Genomic DNA, 17,316 nt, shown 5'->3' with positions numbered 1-17,316 from the left:
AAGGCTCGGACCACGTGCCGGGCCTGACGCAGATCAAAGCTTCGGCGGCTGCGCGCGGCGCCAGTAGGCGTAGGGCCACGCGGTCGTGAAGCCCAGCCGACGGTAGAGCGAGAGCGCGGGCGAGTTGCTGGCGTCCACCTGCAGAAACACGCGCCCGATGCCCCGGTGGGTTGCCTCTTGCGCCATCGCGCCCAGCAGCGCGCCGGCCAGGCCGCGCCCGCGCTGCGCGGCCGCCGTGCGCATGCCGTGCACGCCCAGCCAGCCCTGACCGAACGAGGCGGCACCGCAGGCCAGCGTGAGGCCGTCCTCGCGCACGCTGGCATAGCGCATGTCGGTGGCGCGGCTGAGCATGCGGGAACGGCAGGCACCGTCCTCGGGATCCAGGCCTTCACCCAGGAACATGGCCATCCAGGCGGCGTCCGGTGCCGGGTCCAGTGCCATGCCGGCAGCCGGCACCGGCAGCGTCAGGTCGGCAATGGCGCAGGTCTGCGTCAGCGTGGGGTGCTGGTGCAGAAAGCCCCGGGCGCGCAGTTCGCGTTGCCATGCCTCGAACGGCGGTGCTTCGGGCAGGCGAAACGCGGCCTCGAAACCACGGGCCTCGTAGCGCGCCAGGATGGTGGGCAGCAGCGCCAGATCGGGCTCACCGTGATGCAGCGGCACGGCACTGCGCGCACGGCCCACCGTGCCGTGGTCCATGGGCAGCAACCAGCCGGGCAGTTCTTCCACCACCTCGGGCGGTACCGCCTGCAGCGTGGCGCGTTCGATGGCTTCGATACCGGTGGCGGTGAGGTGCATGAACACGTGCCGCCGGGGCTCAGCCGTTGCGTGCCTCGATGCCCCAGCGTGCGAGCGCGGCATCGTCGCTCACGCGCGCATCGACCCAGCGCGCACCTTCGGGCGTCTGCTCCTTTTTCCAGAACGGCGCCTGGGTCTTGAGGTAGTCCATCAGGAACTCGCAGGCCTGGAAACTCTGGCCGCGGTGCGCCGATGTGACGGCGACCAGAACGATCTGATCCAGCGGTTGCAGGAGGCCCACGCGGTGGATCACGCGCGCGCCATGGAGATCGAAGCGCTTGAACGCCTCGTCGATCATGGCTTCGATCGATTTTTCCGTCATGCCGGGGTAATGTTCCAGTTCCATGGACTGCACACCCTGGCCGTCGTTGCGGTCCCGCACGGTGCCGATGAAGCTGCAGACCGCACCGACGCGAGCGTCGTTCAGCCGCAGCTGCGCCACCTCGGCGGACAGGTCGAAGTCCCCGGTCTGGATCGAAACACGTGCACCCATTTCAGCCCCCGGTGACCGGCGGGAAGAAGCCCACTTCCGCGCCATCGGTGAGCGCGGTGGCTTCTTCGCTCATGGTCTGGTTCAACGCCACGCGCACGGCCCTGCCCGGCGCCAGCGCCTCGGCATAGGCGCCGCCGCGCGCCACCAGTTCCGCGCGCAGCGCGGCAAGCGTGCGGGACTCGGTCTGCAGCGACTCGCTGCCGGTGCCAAGGGCTTCGCGGATGGAGGCAAAATAGCGCAGCTGGATGTTCATGCGAGCAGTTCCGCAAAGGAGATGTAGGACACGGGGTCGCCATGGGCAATGGTGGTGCCGGCGGGGTTGTCGACCAGGCCGTCACCCCAGACCACCGAGGTGAGCACGCCCGAACTCTGGTTGGGAAACAGGTCCAGTCCGCCGGCGGCGTTGCGGCGCACGCGCAGGAACTCGCGGCGCTTGTCGGCGCGCGCCACGGTGAAATGCGCCGGCAGCGTGGTGGCCGGCGGCAAGGCGTGGATGCGGTTGGCGGGCACGCCCTGCAGCCTGAGCAGGAAGGGCCGAACCAGCAGCAGAAAGGTGACGAAACTGGAGACCGGGTTGCCCGGCAGGCCGATGAAGTGGCAGGCCTGCGTCGCCGCGGCCCCGGCCCCGGCATCGCGCCGCACCGTGCCATAGGCAAAAGGCTTGCCCGGCTTCATACCGATCTGCCACAGGTCCAGGCTGCCGAGCTGCTGCACCGAGGGCTTGATGTGGTCCTCCTCGCCGACCGAGACACCGCCGCTGGTGAGGATCAGGTCGTGGTGATCGGCGGCGGTCTTGAGCGCGGCCAGCGTCGCACCGCGCTGGTCGGGCACGATACCCAGGTCGCTCACCTCGCAGCCCATGCGCCGCAGCAGCGCGCGCAGGAAGAATCGGTTGGAGTTGTAGATGGCACCGGGCTTCATGGCCTCGGGCGGCACCTCGCCGGGCATGACGAGTTCGTCACCGGTGGAGAAAAGGGCCACACGCGGACGCGCCAGCACGCTCAGTTGCGCCAGGCCCAGGCTGGCGGCCAGGCCCAGGCTGGTGGGCGAGAGGCGCTCGCCCCGGGCAAGCACCACCGCGCCACGGGTCACGTCTTCCCCCGCGCGCCGCACCCACTGGCCGGCCTCGGGAACGGCGTGGATATGCACGGCGTGGATGTCGCCACCGACTTCGACCGTGTCCTCCTGCATCACCACGGCGTCGGCGCCGGCCGGCATGGGTGCACCGGTAAAGATGCGCGCGCAGGTGCCTGGCTCCAGCGGTGCGCTCGCGTGGCCGGCCGCGATGCGCTGGCTCACCCGCAGCACCTGCCCGGGCTCGGTCACATCGGCGGCGCGCACCGCATAGCCGTCCATGGACGAGTTGTCGTGCGGCGGCACCTGCAGCGCGGAGACGAGATCCTGCGCGAGCACGCGGCCGTCGGCATCGAAGGTCGCGACCGTTTCAATGGAGGTGAGCGCCTCGACACGGCCGAGCAGGTCGGCCATGGCGTGGTCCAGCGACATCAGGGGCGCGCGACCGACGGGGGAGTTCGGGACGGCATTCATGGCAGGGCGGGACGCGTGACGGCCCGGTATTCGAATCGGCCTGCATTGTCGAGCAACCAGACGGCCACGTCATCGGGTCGGTTCAAATCCAGCACCGGCAATGGGGTGGCCTGGGGCAATGCCTGCGCGCTGTCGGTGGCGATGGCGGTGATGCGTTGGTCAACGGGATAACGCACCGGCTTGCCACTGGCTTCACGCCACACCTCCACCTTGGGCAGGTCGCTTTCCTTGAAGCCTTCGACCAGCACCCAGTCCACCGCCGGATGCAGTTCGGCGAGCAGGTCGTGCACGGAATGCGTGGTCTGCTCACGCAGCTCGCGCATCACGACAAGCCGGCGCGACGAGGCGGCCAGCACCTCGAAGGCACCGGCCTCACGGTGGCGCCAGGTGTCCTTGCCCGGGTGGTCGATGTCGAAATCGTGGTGTGCGTGCTTGACCACCGAGACACGCAGTCCGCGCAACTGCAGTGCTGGGATCAGCTGTTCCACCAGCGTGGTCTTGCCCGATCCGGAGAAGCCCGCGAACCCGACGACCTTCATGTGGCGCGGGCGCAATGCCCGGCGATGAACTGCTGCACGGCCGCTGTGCTGGCGGCCATGACCGTCACACGCCTGGGCAGGGACTCGATGCCCTCGAACTGCGCCGGCCGTTCGGGTTGACGGCCCAGCGCCTCGACGATGGTCTCGGCAAACTTGATGGGCAACGCCGTCTCCAGCACGATCATCGGCGTGGCCTCGCTGCGGTGGTCGCGCGCCACCTTCACGCCGTCGGCGGTGTGGGTATCGATCATCACTCCATGGCGCTGGAACACGTCGCGAATGGTGGTCAGCCGATCGTCATGGGTGCTTTTTCCGCTACGAAATCCATAGCGATCTGCGGCATCAGGAAATGCCGGATCGGCCCCCAGATCGAAGCGCCCGTCGCGCGACAGCGCGTCGCCGAACAGTGCCTTGACGCGCGCACCGTCGCGGCCCAGCAGGTCGAACACAAAGCGCTCGAAATTGCTGGCCTTGGAAATGTCCATCGACGGACTGGAGGTCTCGTGAGTGTCTGCGCTGGCGCGCACGCGGTACACACCGGTGCGGAAGAATTCGTCGAGCACATCGTTCTCGTTCGTCGCAACCACGAGCCGGTCGATGGGCAACCCCATCTGGCGCGCCACATGGCCCGCACATACATTGCCGAAGTTGCCGCTCGGCACGGCGAACGAAACCTGCTCTGTGTCCTTCGTCGTCGCCTGGAAGTACCCGGCGAAGTAATACACCACCTGGGCCAGCAGGCGCGCCCAGTTGATCGAGTTCACCGTGCCGATCCTGTGGCGGCGCTTGAAGTCGAGGTCGTTGCTGACGTTCTTGACGATGTCCTGGCAGTCGTCGAACACGCCTTCAATGGCGATGTTGTGGATGTTGTGATCCATCAGGCTGAACATCTGGGCCTGCTGGAACGGACTCATGCGACCATGCGGGCTGAGCATGAACACACGCACGCCCCGTTTGCCGCGCATGGCGTATTCGGCCGCGCTGCCGGTGTCCCCCGAGGTGGCGCCCAGGATGTTGAGCTCCTCGCCGCGTCGTGCCAGTTCGTACTCGAAAAGGTTGCCCAGCAACTGCATGGCCATGTCCTTGAAGGCCAGCGTGGGGCCATTGGACAGGGCTTCCAGATAAAAGCCGTCTTCAAGCCTCTTCAGCGGAACGATCTGCGCCGTGCCGAACACCGCCTCGGTGTAGGTCTTCTCGCACAGTGCGCGGAGGTCGTTCGCCGGGATGTCGTCGATGTAGAGCGAGAGGATCTCGAACGCCAGTGCCGCATACCCACCCGGCGCGCCCCCGTTGAAGGCGGCGCGCAAGCGTTGCAGTCCGGCGGCATCCACCCGCGGGTACTGCTCCGGCAGGTACAGCCCGCCATCGGGTGCCAGACCTTCGAGCAGGATCTCGCAGAAGCGCTTGCGGTCAGCGTGGCCGCGGGTCGAGAGGTAGCGCATCAGTTCAGCTCTTCCTTGCGAATGCGCACGATGGGTTCGAGCACCGTCGGCAACTGCTGCAGCTGCGCGAGCGCATCGTTCATGGTGCCTTCGCGGGTATCGTGCGTGAGGATGATCAGATCGGTGGAGGTGCCCCCTTCGCCGCTGATTTCATCGGCCTCGCGCTGCATCACTGCGTCGATGCTGATGCCCAGGCCAGCCAGCAGGCCGGTAACGTTGGCCAGCACGCCGGCCTTGTCAGCCACGCGCAGGCGCAGGTAGTAGCTCGTGATCACCTCGCTCATGGGCAGCACCGCCAGGTCGCTCATGGCATCAGGGTGAAAGGCCAGGTGCGGCACGCGATGGTGCGGGTCCGCGGTGTGCAGGCGGGTGATGTCCACAAGATCGGCAATCACGGCGCTGGCGGTGGGTTCGCTGCCCGCACCCTTGCCGTAGTACATCGTGGCACCCACCGCATCGCCTTGCACCAGCACTGCATTCATCGCACCTTCGACATTGGCGATCAGGCGCTTGCCCGGGACCAGGCTGGGGTGCACGCGCAGTTCGACGCCCTGTGGCGTGCGCTTGGTGATGCCCAACAGCTTGATTCGGTAGCCCAGTTGCTCTGCATACCGGATGTCGGTGGCTCCCAGTTGCTTGATGCCCTCGACGTGAGCCTTGTGAAACTGCACGGGAATGCCGAAGGCGATCGCGCTCATGATCGTGACCTTGTGCGCTGCGTCCACACCCTCGACGTCGAAAGTCGGGTCCGCCTCGGCATAACCCAGGCGCTGCGCCTCCTTGAGCACGGTGTCGAAGTCCAGCCCCTTGTCGCGCATCTCTGAGAGGATGAAGTTCGTGGTGCCATTGATGATGCCGGCGATCCACTGGATGCTGTTGGCCGTCAGCCCTTCGCGCAGCGCCTTGATGATGGGGATGCCACCGGCCACCGCGGCCTCGAAGGCCACCATCACGCCCCTGGCCGACGCGGCGGCGAAGATCTCTGTGCCGTGCACCGCAAGCAAGGCCTTGTTGGCCGTGACCACATGCTTGCCCGCCGTGATGGCCTCCATCACCAGATCCCTGGCAACGCCATAGCCACCGATGAGCTCGATCACGATATCGATCTCCGGGTTGGCGATGATGGCGCGCGCGTCGTTCACCACGGCAACGCCGGCGCCCACGATCGCCTGGGCGCGCGCGGTGTCCAGGTCGGCCACCATGGTGATTTCAATGCCGCGACCGGCGCGCCGGCGAATCTCCTCCTGGTTGCGGCGGAGCACATTGAACGTGCCACTGCCTACGGTGCCTATGCCCAGAAGGCCTACTTGGATCGGTTTCATGTCGGTCATGGTTGCGGAACGGGGAAATCAGGTGCCGTGGCGTTTGCGCCAGCCTTCGAAGAAGCGGGCCACGCGGCCGATGGCCTCGCGCAGGTCGTCTTCGTGCGGAAGAAACACGATGCGGAAATGCTGGTTGTCAGGGTAGTTGAAGCCAGAACCCTGCACCAGCATCACGCGCGTTTCCTGCAGCAGTTCGAGGAACATCTGCTGGTCGTCCTCGATCGGGTAGATCTTCGGATCGAGCCGGGGAAACATGTACAGTGCAGCCGAGGGCTTGACGCAGCTCACACCCGGTATCGCGGTGATCAACTCGTAGGCCATGTCGCGCTGACGGCGCAGGCGGCCACCCTCGCACACCAGATCGTTGATGCTCTGGTAGCCGCCCAGCGCGGTCTGGATCGCCCATTGGCCAGGCACGTTGGCGCACAGTCGCATGTTCGAGAGCATGTTCAGGCCCTCGATGTAGTCCCTGGCCGGCTTCTTGTCGCCCGATACGATCATCCAGCCAGCGCGGTAGCCACATGAACGGTAGCTCTTGGACAGCGAGTTGAAGGTCAGCGTGAGCACGTCGTCCGACAGGCTGGCAATGGCCGTGTGGTGCACGCCGTCATACAGCACCTTGTCGTACACCTCGTCGGCAAAGATCACCAGCCCATGCTCGCGTGCGATCTCCACGATGGCCTTGAGCAACTCGTCCGAGTAAAGGGCTCCGGTGGGATTGTTCGGGTTGATGACGACGATGCCCTTGGTGGCCGGCGTGATCTTGCGGCGGATATCGTCCAGGTCGGGCATCCAGCCGTTGGACTCCTCGCACATGTAGTGCACCGGCGTGCCGCCAGAGAGGCTCACCGCGGCCGTCCACAGCGGATAGTCGGGCGCGGGCAGCAGCAACTCGTCACCATCGTCGAGCAGCGCATTGGTCGCCATCACGATGAGTTCGCTCGCGCCGTTGCCGAGGTAGATGTCCTCCAGCGCCACGCCCTTGATGCCCTGCTTCTGCGTCTCGTGCATCACCGCCTTGCGCGCGGCGAAGATGCCCTTGCTGTCCGAGTAGCCCGCCGAGTTCGGCAGGTTGCGGATCATGTCCTGCTGGATTTCCTCGGGTGCATCGAATCCGAACACCGCCAGATTGCCGATGTTGAGCTTGATGATCTTGTGGCCCTCTTCCTCCATCTGGCGCGCCGCATCCATGATGGGTCCACGGATGTCGTAGCAAACGTTGGCGAGCTTGGCGGATTTCTGAATCGTTTTCAAAGGCCCTCCAGAGGCGATTGGGATCATGGCCGGCACATCCCGGCCAGATGGCACCGGGCGTAATATTCGGTCCCATCAGCAGGGAAAACCTGCAATTTGACCACAGTTCCCCAGCCCCCCAACCTATCCGCCACCCCATGAAACTGCATGCTGACAAGCCGGACTCGCTGGCCATCACCTCGTATGGAGAGGGATGGGTCGCGGTCAATGGTCAGCGCCATGCGGGCAGCCTGGTGCTGGCCTCTGGCGGCCAGTTGCATCCCTGGGGCTGCGAGCGATTCGAAGACCTTACGTCAGCACATTTCGAGCACCTGGCCGGCGTCATGGACGAGGCACCCGAACTGGTGCTGTTTGGCAGCGGTTCGCGCCTGCGTTTCGTGCGACCGGCCTTGCTGCAAGACCTGATGGCCCGACGCATCGGTGTCGAGACCATGGACTCGGCGGCGGCCTGCCGCACCTTCAACATCCTTGCAGGCGAAGGTCGGCGGGTGGTGCTCGCCCTCTTGATGTAGGCCTGATGCCTCTGCGCGCGCGGGTTGGCAATACTGCCGCGTCCGTGACGGAGTACCCCTTTCAGGGTAAAATGGCGGATTGTTTCCTGCCGCGTCTTCCTTGCATCCTGTATGCCAGGCATGCCGCGATGCAGCCGGGAAGCCAACGCATCACCACCAACTCACGTCAGGGGTCCACGCAGTATGGCAGTCGTTGTCAACAAACCCATTCCCGAATTCGAATCGCTGGCCACCGGCGGCATCAAGGTCAGCAATCAGACCCATCTGGGTCAGACCATCGTGCTGTACTTCTACCCCAAGGACAACACCCCCGGTTGCACCACGGAGGCCATGCAGTTCCGCGACAAGTACAAGGACTTCGTGAAGGCGGGCGCCCAGGTGTTCGGCGTGTCACGCGACAACATGAAGTCGCACGACGACTTCAAGACCAAGCTGGAACTGCCCTTCGAGCTGATTGCCGACACCGAAGAAAAGATGTGCCACATGTTCGGAGTGGTCAAGAACAAGATCATGTACGGCAAGAAGGTCAAGGGCATTGAACGCAGCACCTTCCTGATCGGCCCCGACGGCGTGCTCAAGCAGGAATGGCGCGGGCTCAAGGTGCCTGGCCACGTGGAAGATGTTCTCAAGGCCGTCAAGACCCTCAAGAAGGCGGCCTGAAGGCACATGCGCGACGGTGGGTGGCGAGCCTGCGTTCGCGCCAGGATTCCGCCGTCACCTGACTCGTGCATAATGAATTCATGACACCGGGAAGCTACCCAGCCCCACCCTCTTGCAACCTGCTTTGCAGCTCTCAAAGCCGCCCGGTTCTCCAGGCGGCTTTTTGTTTTCCGGCCTTGCGCTGAACCCACACGCCATCCATGCCACTGCCTCCCGCTCCTTCCAAACGCGCTGCCCTTCTCGCCCCCGACGCCTACTCCCTTCGAGCTGCGGAAGAGCCGCTGGAACTGCTTTCCGCTCCCGAAGCGCCGAAGCCGGCTGCGGCCAACGAGCCTGTCGTGCGCGAGGCGCCCAGCAGAACCCGCTCCAACGGACGGGGTCGAAAAACTGGATCGCCACAGCCGGTGGTGGCCCGGGACGAGGCACCTCAGGCGCCTGTCGCACCGGCACCGCAGGCACGACAGTCGCGCGGAGACGTACCCGCAGCCGGCGCGCCCGCCAGCAACGCCGCGCCGATGGCGAGTAGCCGCCGGCGCAATGGCGGCAAGTCCACCCACACTGGACCTGCGCGGCTTTTCGTACTGGACACCAACGTCCTGCTGCACGATCCGATGAGTCTGTTCCGCTTCGAGGAACACGACATCTTCCTGCCGATGATCGTGCTGGAAGAGCTGGACGCACACAAGAAAGGCATGACCGAAGTGGCGCGCAACGGGCGCCAGACCAGCCGCACGCTGGACGCCCTCGTGGCGCAGCAAGGCGGGGACATGACCAAAGGGCTCAAGCTCTCGGCCACCGGACATCAATCGGCCCGAGGCCTGTTGTTCTTCCAGACAGAGCCGCTGGACAACGCCCTGCCCTCCAGCCTGCCCCAGGGCAAGGCCGACAACCAGATCCTGGGTGTGGTGCACGCCCTGCGCGAGCACCATCCGCAGCGAGAGGTCATCCTGGTGTCGAAAGACATCAACATGCGGGTCAAGGCCCGGGCTCTCGGACTGAACGCCGAGGACTACCAGAACGACAAGACGCTGGACGATGGCGAGTTGCTGTATGCCGGCGCGCTGGCACTCCCGCAGGACTTCTGGACGCGGCAGAGCAAGACGATCGAAAGCTGGCAGAGCGGCAGCCACACCTTCTACCGCGTGAGTGGCCCGGCGGTGGGCCAGTTCTACATCAACCAGTTCGTCTATTTCGAGGCCCCGGGAGAGCCCTCACTCTATGCCCGCGTGACCGAGATCCGCGACAAGACCGCAGTGCTCAAGACGCTCAAGGACTTCACTCACCTGAAGAACGCGGTGTGGGGCGTGACCAGCCGCAACCGCGAACAGAACTTCGCGCTCAACCTGCTGATGGATCCGGAGATCGACTTCGTGACGCTGGCCGGCACGGCCGGCACCGGCAAGACCTTGATGGCGTTGGCCAGCGGCCTGACACAGGTGCTCGACGACCGGCGCTACACCGAGATCATCATGACCCGCGCCACCGTGAGCGTGGGCGAGGACATCGGCTTCCTGCCGGGCACCGAGGAAGAGAAGATGGGCCCCTGGATGGGCGCCCTTGACGACAACCTCGAATTCCTGGCCAAGGGCGATGGCGGCAACGCAGGCGAATGGGGGCGGGCCGCCACCAACGAACTCATCCGCAGCCGGATCAAGGTCAAGAGCATGAACTTCATGCGCGGCCGCACCTTCATGAACAAGTACGTGATCATCGACGAGGCGCAGAACCTCACGCCCAAGCAGATGAAGACGCTGATCACCCGCGCGGGCCCGGGCACCAAGATCATCTGCATGGGCAACCTGGCGCAGATCGACACGCCCTACCTCACCGAAGGCTCTTCGGGCCTGACTTTCGCGGTCGACCGCTTCAAAGGCTGGCCGCACGGTGGACACATCACGCTGGCGCGCGGCGAGCGTTCGCGCCTGGCCGACTTCGCCAGCGAAGTGCTCTGAATCCCACATCGCTGCGCCACTAAAAAACCCGGCCATGGCCGGGTTTTTTGTGGGCGGACCACGATTCAGAAGTCGCCGCCACCGGCCAGGCTCTCGAAGCGCGTGAGCATGTTCAGGAACGCCAGCTTGACCGTGCCCGTGGGGCCATTGCGCTGCTTGCCAATGATAATTTCGGCAACGCCCGGCTCCTTGCACGCGTCCTTGGTGTAGTACTCGTCGCGGTAAATGAACATGATGATGTCCGCATCCTGTTCGATGGCCCCAGACTCGCGCAGATCGCTCATCATGGGGCGCTTGTCGGTGCGCGTCTCCACGCTGCGGTTGAGCTGCGACAGCGCGATCACCGGGCACTGCAGTTCCTTGGCCAGCATCTTCAGGCCACGCGAAATTTCTCCCAGCTCCGAGGCGCGGTTGTCCCCATCGCTGCCACTGCCGCTCATGAGCTGAAGGTAGTCGACCACGATCAACCCGAGCTTGCCGCACTGGCGTGCCAGGCGCCTGGCATTGGCGCGCAGCACGCTGGGATTGAGCCCGGGGGTCTCGTCGATGTGCAGTGACACGTTGCGCAGCTTCTCGATGGCCTCGGTCAGGCGCGGCCACTCGTCATCGGTCAGCTTGCCATTGCGCAGGTGGGACTGGTTGATGCGTCCGATCGAACCCACGATACGCACTGCGAGCTGCGAGGCACCCATTTCCATGGAAAACACCGCCACAGGCAAGCCCTCATTGAGGGCCACGTGTTCGGCGATGTTGATCGCGAACGCGGTCTTTCCCATGGAAGGCCGCGCGGCCAGCACCACCAGGTCACCGGCCTGCAGGCCGGAAGTCATGCGGTCCAGGTCGACAAAACCCGTGGGCACGCCGGTGATGTCGTTGGGGTTGTCCGCCATTTCCTGCACGCGGTCGAGCAGCTCGACCACGAGCTTGTCCATGCCCTGAAAGCCCTCCTTCATGCGCGAGCCTTCCTCGCCAATGTGGAAGATCTTCTGCTCGGCCTCGTCGAGGATCTTGTCCACCGGCTTGCCCTGCGTATTGAAAGCCGCGGTGGCGATCTCGTCGCTGGCGGCCACCAGCTTGCGCAGGATGGCGCGCTCGCGCACGATCTCGGCATACCGGCGGATGTTGGCCGCGCTGGGCACGTACTGCGCCAGCGAATTGAGGTAGGCCAGGCCGCCGGCCTCTTCCGCCTTGCCCAGGTTCTGAAGATGTTCGAACACCGTCACCACGTCGGCCGGCTTGCTGGCATTGACCAGCGTGGCGATGGCCGAATAAGTCAGCCGGTGTTCATATCGGTAGAAATCCGAGTCGTTGACCAGATCGGCGACGCGGTCCCAGGCACCGTTGTCGAGCAGCAGGCCGCCGAGCACGCTGGACTCGGCTTCGATCGAATGCGGGGGCACCCGCAACTGCGCAAGCTGGCGATCACCAGCGCCATCCAGGGCGGGATCGAAGTCGGGAAACGGGTTGGAAAAGACAGCGGACATGGGGTCTTGTAGCTAAACGATTATGGTACGCCCCAGGGCGCTGTTGCGGGGTGGACAAACCTGTGGACATCCGGTGCGAATCGCGTGCAGAACCCGGGACAAATGCCATGGCAGAAAAAAAAGCCGCTGCCCGGAGGCAGCGGCTTCTGGCAGCCGGAGCTGCGAGAGGCTCAAGCGGTTTCGCCGAGCACCGAGACGTTGACGTCCACCGTCACGTCGGTATGCAGGTTCACGCTAACCGTGTAGTCACCCACATTCTTGAGCGGGCCGTTGGGCATGCGCACTTGCGACTTCGACACGGTAAAACCTTGCTTGTTCAGCTCTTCGGACACGTCGTGGTTGGTCACGGAGCCGAACAGACGGCCGTCCACGCCGGCCTTTTGCGACAGCTTGACCGTCACGGCGCTGAGCTTCTCGCCCAGGGCTTGCGCTTCGGCGTGGCGCGCAGCCGCCACCTTCTCCAGTTCGGCACGGCGCGCCTCGAATTCGGCGATGGCGTTCTGGGTGGCACGGCGGGCACGGCCGGTGGGGATCAGGAAGTTGCGGGCATAGCCGTCCTTGACCTTGACCACATCGCCCAGGGCGCCGAGATTGACAACTTTGTCGAGCAGGATGATTTGCATGTCAGTCTCTCTTTCAGACGCGATGCTGGTCGCTGTAGGGCAGCATGCCCAGGAAACGCGCGCGCTTGATGGCGGTGTTGACCTGGCGCTGGTAGAACGCACGGGTGCCGGTCAGGCGCGCCGGGATGATCTTGCCGTTCTCGGCAATGAAGTCGCGCAGGACATCCACGTCCTTGTAGTCGACCTCTTCCACGTTCGCTACGGTGAAGCGGCAGAAACGCTTGCGCTTGAAGAGCAGTGATTGGGTGTTGCGCTTGGGGCGCTTGTCTTTGTTGAATCGCTTGGGTGCAGCCATGATGGGCCTTCCTATGTTTTGCTGAAATCCTGGATGTGGAACACCACGCCTTTGCCATTGCGCGCATTCGTCATGAAGCCGTGAAACTCACAGACCGCGTCAAGTCCCTGTCGGGAGAGGATCTCGGCCTGGGCACCGAAGGCCACGGCCCTCAGCTGCAGTTTCACCTGTCTCGGGGTGTCCATCTCGACGACCTGGGACTCGTGTTCAAGCACGAGGTTGACGGCCGGGACGCCTGCCGGTGTGTATCGCAGGCTCTGAACCTGCACCACCACGGCCGACAACTGGAGACGGTTCACCCGATGACGACGTCGCGCCGCGGGCTTATGCGGCGGCCTGTTCCTGCGATTGATGCGACGCCGGCTGCTGAAGCTTGCGGGCTTCCTCGCGCTCGACAGACTTCATCATGGCCGACGGACCGGTATCGGCCTTCTTGCGCAGCACCGTGAGGTGACGAAGGACCGCGTCGTTGAACCTGAACGCGTGCTCCAGTTCGGACATCACGGCCTGATCGGCTTCGATGTTGACGCACAGGTAATGGGCCTTGGACAGCTTGTTGATCTGGTAGGCCATCTGGCGACGACCCCAGTCTTCAACACGGTGGATCTTGCCGCCGCCGGCGGTGATCATGCCCTTGTAGCGTTCCAGCATGGCCGGAACCTGTTCGCTTTGATCCGGATGGATCAGCAAGACGATTTCATAGTGACGCATGGACTCTCCTTGTGGATGACAACGCCATCCTGACAGGATGGCGTTTTCGGTGAAAGCTACCCCCAGCGTCGGTTGGGGTGCAGCAAGGCAAGCCCGCGATTCTAGCAAAAAACCCGGCGCGTCGCAAAACGGGCCGGGTCGGGGACCCACCGGGCGGCGCTGCGCCGGGTGGGTCGAACAGGGAAAAATGCCTGGGAATCAGGACATCTTCAGGCTCGGGTAGCGCACATGCTCCACCAGCTCCTGCACCTTGCGGCTGGGGGCCGGGGTCACGAAGCTGAGCAGGATGATGATGGCAAAACCCACCGGCACGCCGAACAGGCCTGCCGAGATCGGCTGGATGCCCCACCAGAGTTCGACGGGCGAGGTCACGCCGAAGACACCACGCAGCCAGGGTTGGGTCGTCACCATGTAGTAGAACGTCACGCCCAGACCGGCGGCCATGCCGATCGAGGCGGCCGTTCCAGTGGCTCGTTTCCAGAAGATTCCCAGCACCAGCGCCGGGAAGAACGCCGCCGCCGCGAACGAGAACGCCGCGGAGACCAGGAACAGGATGTCCGCTGGCTTCTGGGCCGCCACGTACGCCGCGCACAAGGCCACGATCAGCAGCAGGACCTTGGAGATGGTCACGCGGCGGGCCGTGGAGGCGTTGGGATCGATCATCTTGTAGTACAGGTCGTGCGAAAGCGCGTTGGCGATCGTCAGCAGCAGGCCGTCGGCGGTGGACAGCGCGGCGGCCAGGCCGCCTGCGGCCACCAGACCCGACACCACGTACGGCAGGCCACCAATGGCGGGCGCGGCCAGCACGATGATGTCGCCGCCGATGCTCATTTCATTGAGCTGCAGCAGGCCGTCCTTGTTGATGTCGGTCACCGACAGCAGGCCCGGGTCCACCTTGTTCCACGCCGCTATCCATTCCGGCAGGTTGTTGAAAGGCGTGCCCACGAGCACGGTCAACACCTCGTACTTCACCAGCACGGCCAGGGCCGGCGCGGTGAAATACAGCAGGAAGATGAAGAACAGCGACCAGGTCACCGACTGGCGCGCCTCTTTCACACTGGGCACCGTGTAGTAGCGCATCAGGATGTGGGGCAGCGCCGCCGTACCGATCATCAGGCAGAAGATGAGGGCCAGGAAATTTCGCCGCGAGGTGTCGAAAGCAGACTTTGCAGCCTCGTCGCCATTCGGATCTCCGGCGAACTGCTGCGCGTGACGCGGCATACCGTTGAGCGGCCTGCTCTTGGCATCGGCAGCGGCCTTGGCCTTGGTCCAGGCGGTCCTGGCGGCTGCCGCATCGCCCGGCAGGCCGCTGAGCGCCTTCTCGGCTGCGGTGATGTCGGCAGACGGTGCGTTGGCCGCGCGCAGTTCTGCCAGCTTGGCCTCTGCAGCGGCCTTGTCCGCGGCGAGCGCAGTAGCCGGGTCCTTGAGCTTCTCGGCCAGCTCTGCGGAACGCTGTTTGTAAATGTCGCGAACCTCGATCTCTTTCGGGTCGGCGATCAGCTTGGCCTCGGCCTGCGTCACCTTCTGCAGCTGCTGGCCGTAGATGGCCTGCGGCACGGGCACGCTGGTCTGCTTCACCGAAAGCCACACCACCGGGATCATGTACGCAATGATCAGGATGATGTACTGCGCCACCTGCGTCCACGTCACCGCGCGCATGCCACCCAGGAAGGAGCACACCAGAATGCCACCCAGACCCAGGAACACACCGAGCTCGAACGCCACGCCGGTCAGGCGCGAGGTGATGAGACCGACACCGTAGATCTGCGCCACCACATAGGTGAACGAGCACAGGATGGCGGCAAAGATGCCGATGAAGCGGGGCAGGTTGCCACCGTAGCGCTCACCCAGGAAGTCAGGAATGGTGAACTGGCCGAACTTGCGCAGGTAGGGCGCCAGGAACAACGCCACCAGGCAATAGCCACCCGTCCATCCCATGATGAAGGCCAGGCCGCCGTAGCCGGTCAGGTACAGCGTGCCGGCCATGCCGATGAACGACGCGGCGGACATCCAGTCGGCGCCCGTGGCCATGCCGTTGTACACGGCTGGCACCCGACGCCCCGCGACGTAGTACTCGGCAGCATCGGTCGTGCGGCTCATGATGCCGATGCCCGCGTACAGGCCGATCGTGGCCAGGAGGAAGATGAAGCCGATCCATTCGCGTGACAGCCCCATCTGCTCGAGGATGGCCAGGGCCACGACGAAGACGAAGAAGCCGCCCGTGTACCACTTGTACACCTTGTTGAGTTGTTGCTTGAAGGCCTTGTTGGAGCCTCCGCCCGCGCCTGCAGTTTCAAACATGCCAGCCATGGTGTTACTCCTCGGTCTCTTCGACACCGTGCTCGATGTCGAGTTTGTTCATGTACCAGGCGTAGTAACCGATGATGGCCACATACACCACCAGGGCCCCTTGCGCGCCCACCCAGAAGCTGAACGGCCAACCAAAGAAGTTGAAGTTCAGTTCGCGGGCGAAGTAGCTCACGACGAATGTGACCACGAACCATATTGCGAGCAATGTGGCCGTGATGTTCAGGTTCTTCCGCCAGTAACGGCGGTGCTTGTCTGTCAGTTCCATGCGATCGACCTCCATCAACAACACCCTTTCGGGCACGTCACGAACACCGCCCATCTCCTCCAGACGGCCTGCAACCGGTCCGCGTTTTTCGGTCGACAGCTGGCGCCATAGACCCCTTTTTCCAGCCACATGGCCGTTGCGCGATTCAGGCCCGGGATGTACCCAGGCCGGTCTCACGCTCCAGCTGCGCAGCCACTTTGGGCTCGAACCCGCGCAGGTGGCGAATGATCTTCGCCGCCTCCTCGGGTTCTTGCCGGTCGACATGAACCCGGGCCAGCTGGTACCAGCCGTAGGGGCTCATGGGTTGCAGTTCTGTGTTCTTGCGCAGCGCGATGACGGCTTCGTCGAAGCGCCGCTGGCGGATGAGGCTCAACGCCAGGCCGTACCAGGCGCGATCGAGCCTGGGATCGATGTCGAGTGCGCGCCGGAACGCGTCTTCTGCCTGCTCCAGCAGGCCCATTTCTTCGCTGAGGAATCCGAGGTTGAACCATCCGGGCGCTGCTTGCGGCTGCAAGGCCACCTGGCGCTGAAGGGCCAGCAAGGCTCTGGGCTTGTCCCCCATCTCCGCCAGAAGATGGGCCTGCGTCGCGAGGGCGTACACGTTGGCGGAGTCGTTCTGCAGCCACGCGTCCAGGCGGTCAAGCGCTGCCTGGCGCTGGCCAAGCAGCACCAGGACACGAATCTGCCAGCGCGCGAACATCTGATTGAGGGATCGGTTCACTGACACAGCGCCACCCCGATCTTGAGACAGTGGTTGATCTTGGCCCAGGTCGCCGCCAGCCAGATGAAGGCCAGAAGCAGGAACGCCACCAGAGGGAGGTGGCGTTCGAGCACGAGCCTGGGGGTCAGGAAGCGGGCAACTTTCACAAAAGGCAGGCCCACCTGCTGCAGCACCTGATAGAACAGGTTCTGGTTCTTTTGTTTGCCGGCCAATAGACCCAGCACCCACTGGCCGAACAGGGCAAGCAGGGCAATTTCGGCAACGAGTTTGACAGCGGAGACAAACAGCAGCATGAAGCCCTCGGGTAGCTTGGCGCCATTCTGGAGCGCTACCTTACCGAGTTCTTACAAAAGCTTGCGCCAACCGCCAAGGCGAGGCGAAACCCTCTAG

Annotated in this window: 20 protein-coding genes; 3 read left to right on the top strand and 17 right to left on the bottom strand. The window is 64.3% G+C overall.

Going from position 1 to position 17,316, the window contains the following annotated elements; all coding sequences use genetic code 11:
* Window positions 1–33: 33 nt before the first annotated feature.
* The 8 genes from K5880_RS16470 to K5880_RS16435 are packed head-to-tail and all read right to left on the bottom strand — an operon-like array spanning window position 34 to window position 7,393.
* The gene (locus K5880_RS16470) at window positions 34–795 is read right to left on the bottom strand and encodes a GNAT family N-acetyltransferase (RefSeq protein ID WP_297654685.1); all 762 of its coding nucleotides are present in this window, start codon (window positions 793–795) and stop codon (window positions 34–36) included.
* A gap of 19 nt (window positions 796–814) precedes the next feature.
* Window positions 815–1,288, bottom strand: coding sequence for a molybdenum cofactor biosynthesis protein MoaE (locus tag K5880_RS16465; RefSeq protein ID WP_297654682.1), 474 nt, complete (start codon window positions 1,286–1,288; stop codon window positions 815–817).
* 1 nt (window position 1,289) lies between these two features.
* The gene (moaD, locus tag K5880_RS16460; RefSeq protein ID WP_297654679.1) at window positions 1,290–1,541 is read right to left on the bottom strand and encodes a molybdopterin converting factor subunit 1; all 252 of its coding nucleotides are present in this window, start codon (window positions 1,539–1,541) and stop codon (window positions 1,290–1,292) included.
* Complete coding sequence (gene glp / locus K5880_RS16455; RefSeq protein ID WP_297654676.1) at window positions 1,538–2,836, bottom strand: gephyrin-like molybdotransferase Glp; 1,299 nt, start codon at window positions 2,834–2,836, stop codon at window positions 1,538–1,540. Before glp ends, moaD begins: the two co-directional genes overlap by 4 nt.
* Window positions 2,833–3,375, bottom strand: coding sequence for a molybdopterin-guanine dinucleotide biosynthesis protein B (gene mobB / locus K5880_RS16450; protein WP_297654673.1), 543 nt, complete (start codon window positions 3,373–3,375; stop codon window positions 2,833–2,835). Before mobB ends, glp begins: the two co-directional genes overlap by 4 nt.
* Entirely contained in the window at window positions 3,372–4,817 is a 1,446-nt protein-coding gene (gene thrC, locus K5880_RS16445) for a threonine synthase (RefSeq protein WP_297654670.1), read from the bottom strand. Before thrC ends, mobB begins: the two co-directional genes overlap by 4 nt.
* The gene (locus tag K5880_RS16440; protein ID WP_297654667.1) at window positions 4,817–6,139 is read right to left on the bottom strand and encodes a homoserine dehydrogenase; all 1,323 of its coding nucleotides are present in this window, start codon (window positions 6,137–6,139) and stop codon (window positions 4,817–4,819) included. Before K5880_RS16440 ends, thrC begins: the two co-directional genes overlap by 1 nt.
* Window positions 6,140–6,166: 27 nt before the next feature.
* A complete protein-coding gene (locus K5880_RS16435; RefSeq protein WP_297654663.1) occupies window positions 6,167–7,393 on the bottom strand; it encodes a pyridoxal phosphate-dependent aminotransferase in 1,227 nt (408 codons plus the stop codon).
* A gap of 137 nt (window positions 7,394–7,530) precedes the next feature.
* Between K5880_RS16435 and K5880_RS16430 the strand changes: the two genes are divergently transcribed.
* From K5880_RS16430 to K5880_RS16420, 3 genes are all read left to right on the top strand, one after another.
* Entirely contained in the window at window positions 7,531–7,905 is a 375-nt protein-coding gene (locus tag K5880_RS16430) for an Mth938-like domain-containing protein (RefSeq protein WP_297654660.1), read from the top strand.
* A gap of 183 nt (window positions 7,906–8,088) precedes the next feature.
* Window positions 8,089–8,565 (top strand): peroxiredoxin, encoded by a 477-nt coding sequence (locus K5880_RS16425; protein WP_297654658.1) that lies wholly within the window; start codon window positions 8,089–8,091, stop codon window positions 8,563–8,565.
* A gap of 200 nt (window positions 8,566–8,765) precedes the next feature.
* Window positions 8,766–10,517, top strand: coding sequence for a PhoH family protein (locus tag K5880_RS16420; RefSeq protein ID WP_297654656.1), 1,752 nt, complete (start codon window positions 8,766–8,768; stop codon window positions 10,515–10,517).
* A gap of 65 nt (window positions 10,518–10,582) precedes the next feature.
* On the opposite strand, the gene dnaB is transcribed toward K5880_RS16420, so the two are convergent.
* The 9 genes from dnaB to K5880_RS16375 all read right to left on the bottom strand — a co-directional run bounded on the left by dnaB (window position 10,583) and on the right by K5880_RS16375 (window position 17,219).
* The gene (dnaB, locus tag K5880_RS16415; RefSeq protein WP_297654653.1) at window positions 10,583–12,001 is read right to left on the bottom strand and encodes a replicative DNA helicase; all 1,419 of its coding nucleotides are present in this window, start codon (window positions 11,999–12,001) and stop codon (window positions 10,583–10,585) included.
* A gap of 170 nt (window positions 12,002–12,171) precedes the next feature.
* Window positions 12,172–12,624: a 50S ribosomal protein L9 gene (gene rplI / locus K5880_RS16410; RefSeq protein ID WP_297654650.1), complete on the bottom strand. Its 453-nt coding sequence runs from the start codon at window positions 12,622–12,624 to the stop codon at window positions 12,172–12,174.
* A gap of 13 nt (window positions 12,625–12,637) precedes the next feature.
* A complete protein-coding gene (gene rpsR / locus K5880_RS16405; RefSeq protein ID WP_086119488.1) occupies window positions 12,638–12,919 on the bottom strand; it encodes a 30S ribosomal protein S18 in 282 nt (93 codons plus the stop codon).
* Between the two features lie 11 nt (window positions 12,920–12,930).
* Window positions 12,931–13,218: a primosomal replication protein N gene (gene priB, locus K5880_RS16400; RefSeq protein WP_297654643.1), complete on the bottom strand. Its 288-nt coding sequence runs from the start codon at window positions 13,216–13,218 to the stop codon at window positions 12,931–12,933.
* Window positions 13,219–13,243: 25 nt separating this feature from the next.
* Window positions 13,244–13,630 carry a 30S ribosomal protein S6 gene (gene rpsF / locus K5880_RS16395; RefSeq protein WP_297654640.1) on the bottom strand — a complete coding sequence of 129 codons (387 nt, stop codon included), beginning with the start codon at window positions 13,628–13,630 and terminating at the stop codon, window positions 13,244–13,246.
* A gap of 198 nt (window positions 13,631–13,828) precedes the next feature.
* A complete protein-coding gene (locus tag K5880_RS16390) occupies window positions 13,829–15,940 on the bottom strand; it encodes a sodium:solute symporter family protein (protein WP_297654637.1) in 2,112 nt (703 codons plus the stop codon).
* Between the two features lie 4 nt (window positions 15,941–15,944).
* Window positions 15,945–16,205, bottom strand: a complete 261-nt coding sequence (locus tag K5880_RS16385; RefSeq protein ID WP_297654635.1) for a DUF4212 domain-containing protein — start codon at window positions 16,203–16,205, stop codon at window positions 15,945–15,947.
* 145 nt (window positions 16,206–16,350) lie between these two features.
* Window positions 16,351–16,926, bottom strand: coding sequence for a tetratricopeptide repeat protein (locus tag K5880_RS16380; RefSeq protein ID WP_297654632.1), 576 nt, complete (start codon window positions 16,924–16,926; stop codon window positions 16,351–16,353).
* Window positions 16,923–17,219 carry a hypothetical protein gene (locus tag K5880_RS16375; protein WP_297654629.1) on the bottom strand — a complete coding sequence of 99 codons (297 nt, stop codon included), beginning with the start codon at window positions 17,217–17,219 and terminating at the stop codon, window positions 16,923–16,925. The genes K5880_RS16380 and K5880_RS16375 overlap by 4 nt, the downstream gene beginning before the upstream one ends.
* Window positions 17,220–17,316 lie beyond the last annotated feature (97 nt).

This window comes from Hydrogenophaga sp. (genome assembly GCF_025699295.1).
Classification (GTDB): Bacteria; Pseudomonadota; Gammaproteobacteria; order Burkholderiales; family Burkholderiaceae_C; genus Hydrogenophaga.
Note: the sequence above shows the minus strand (reverse complement) of the source record. Positions and strands in the feature narration are given on the sequence as shown.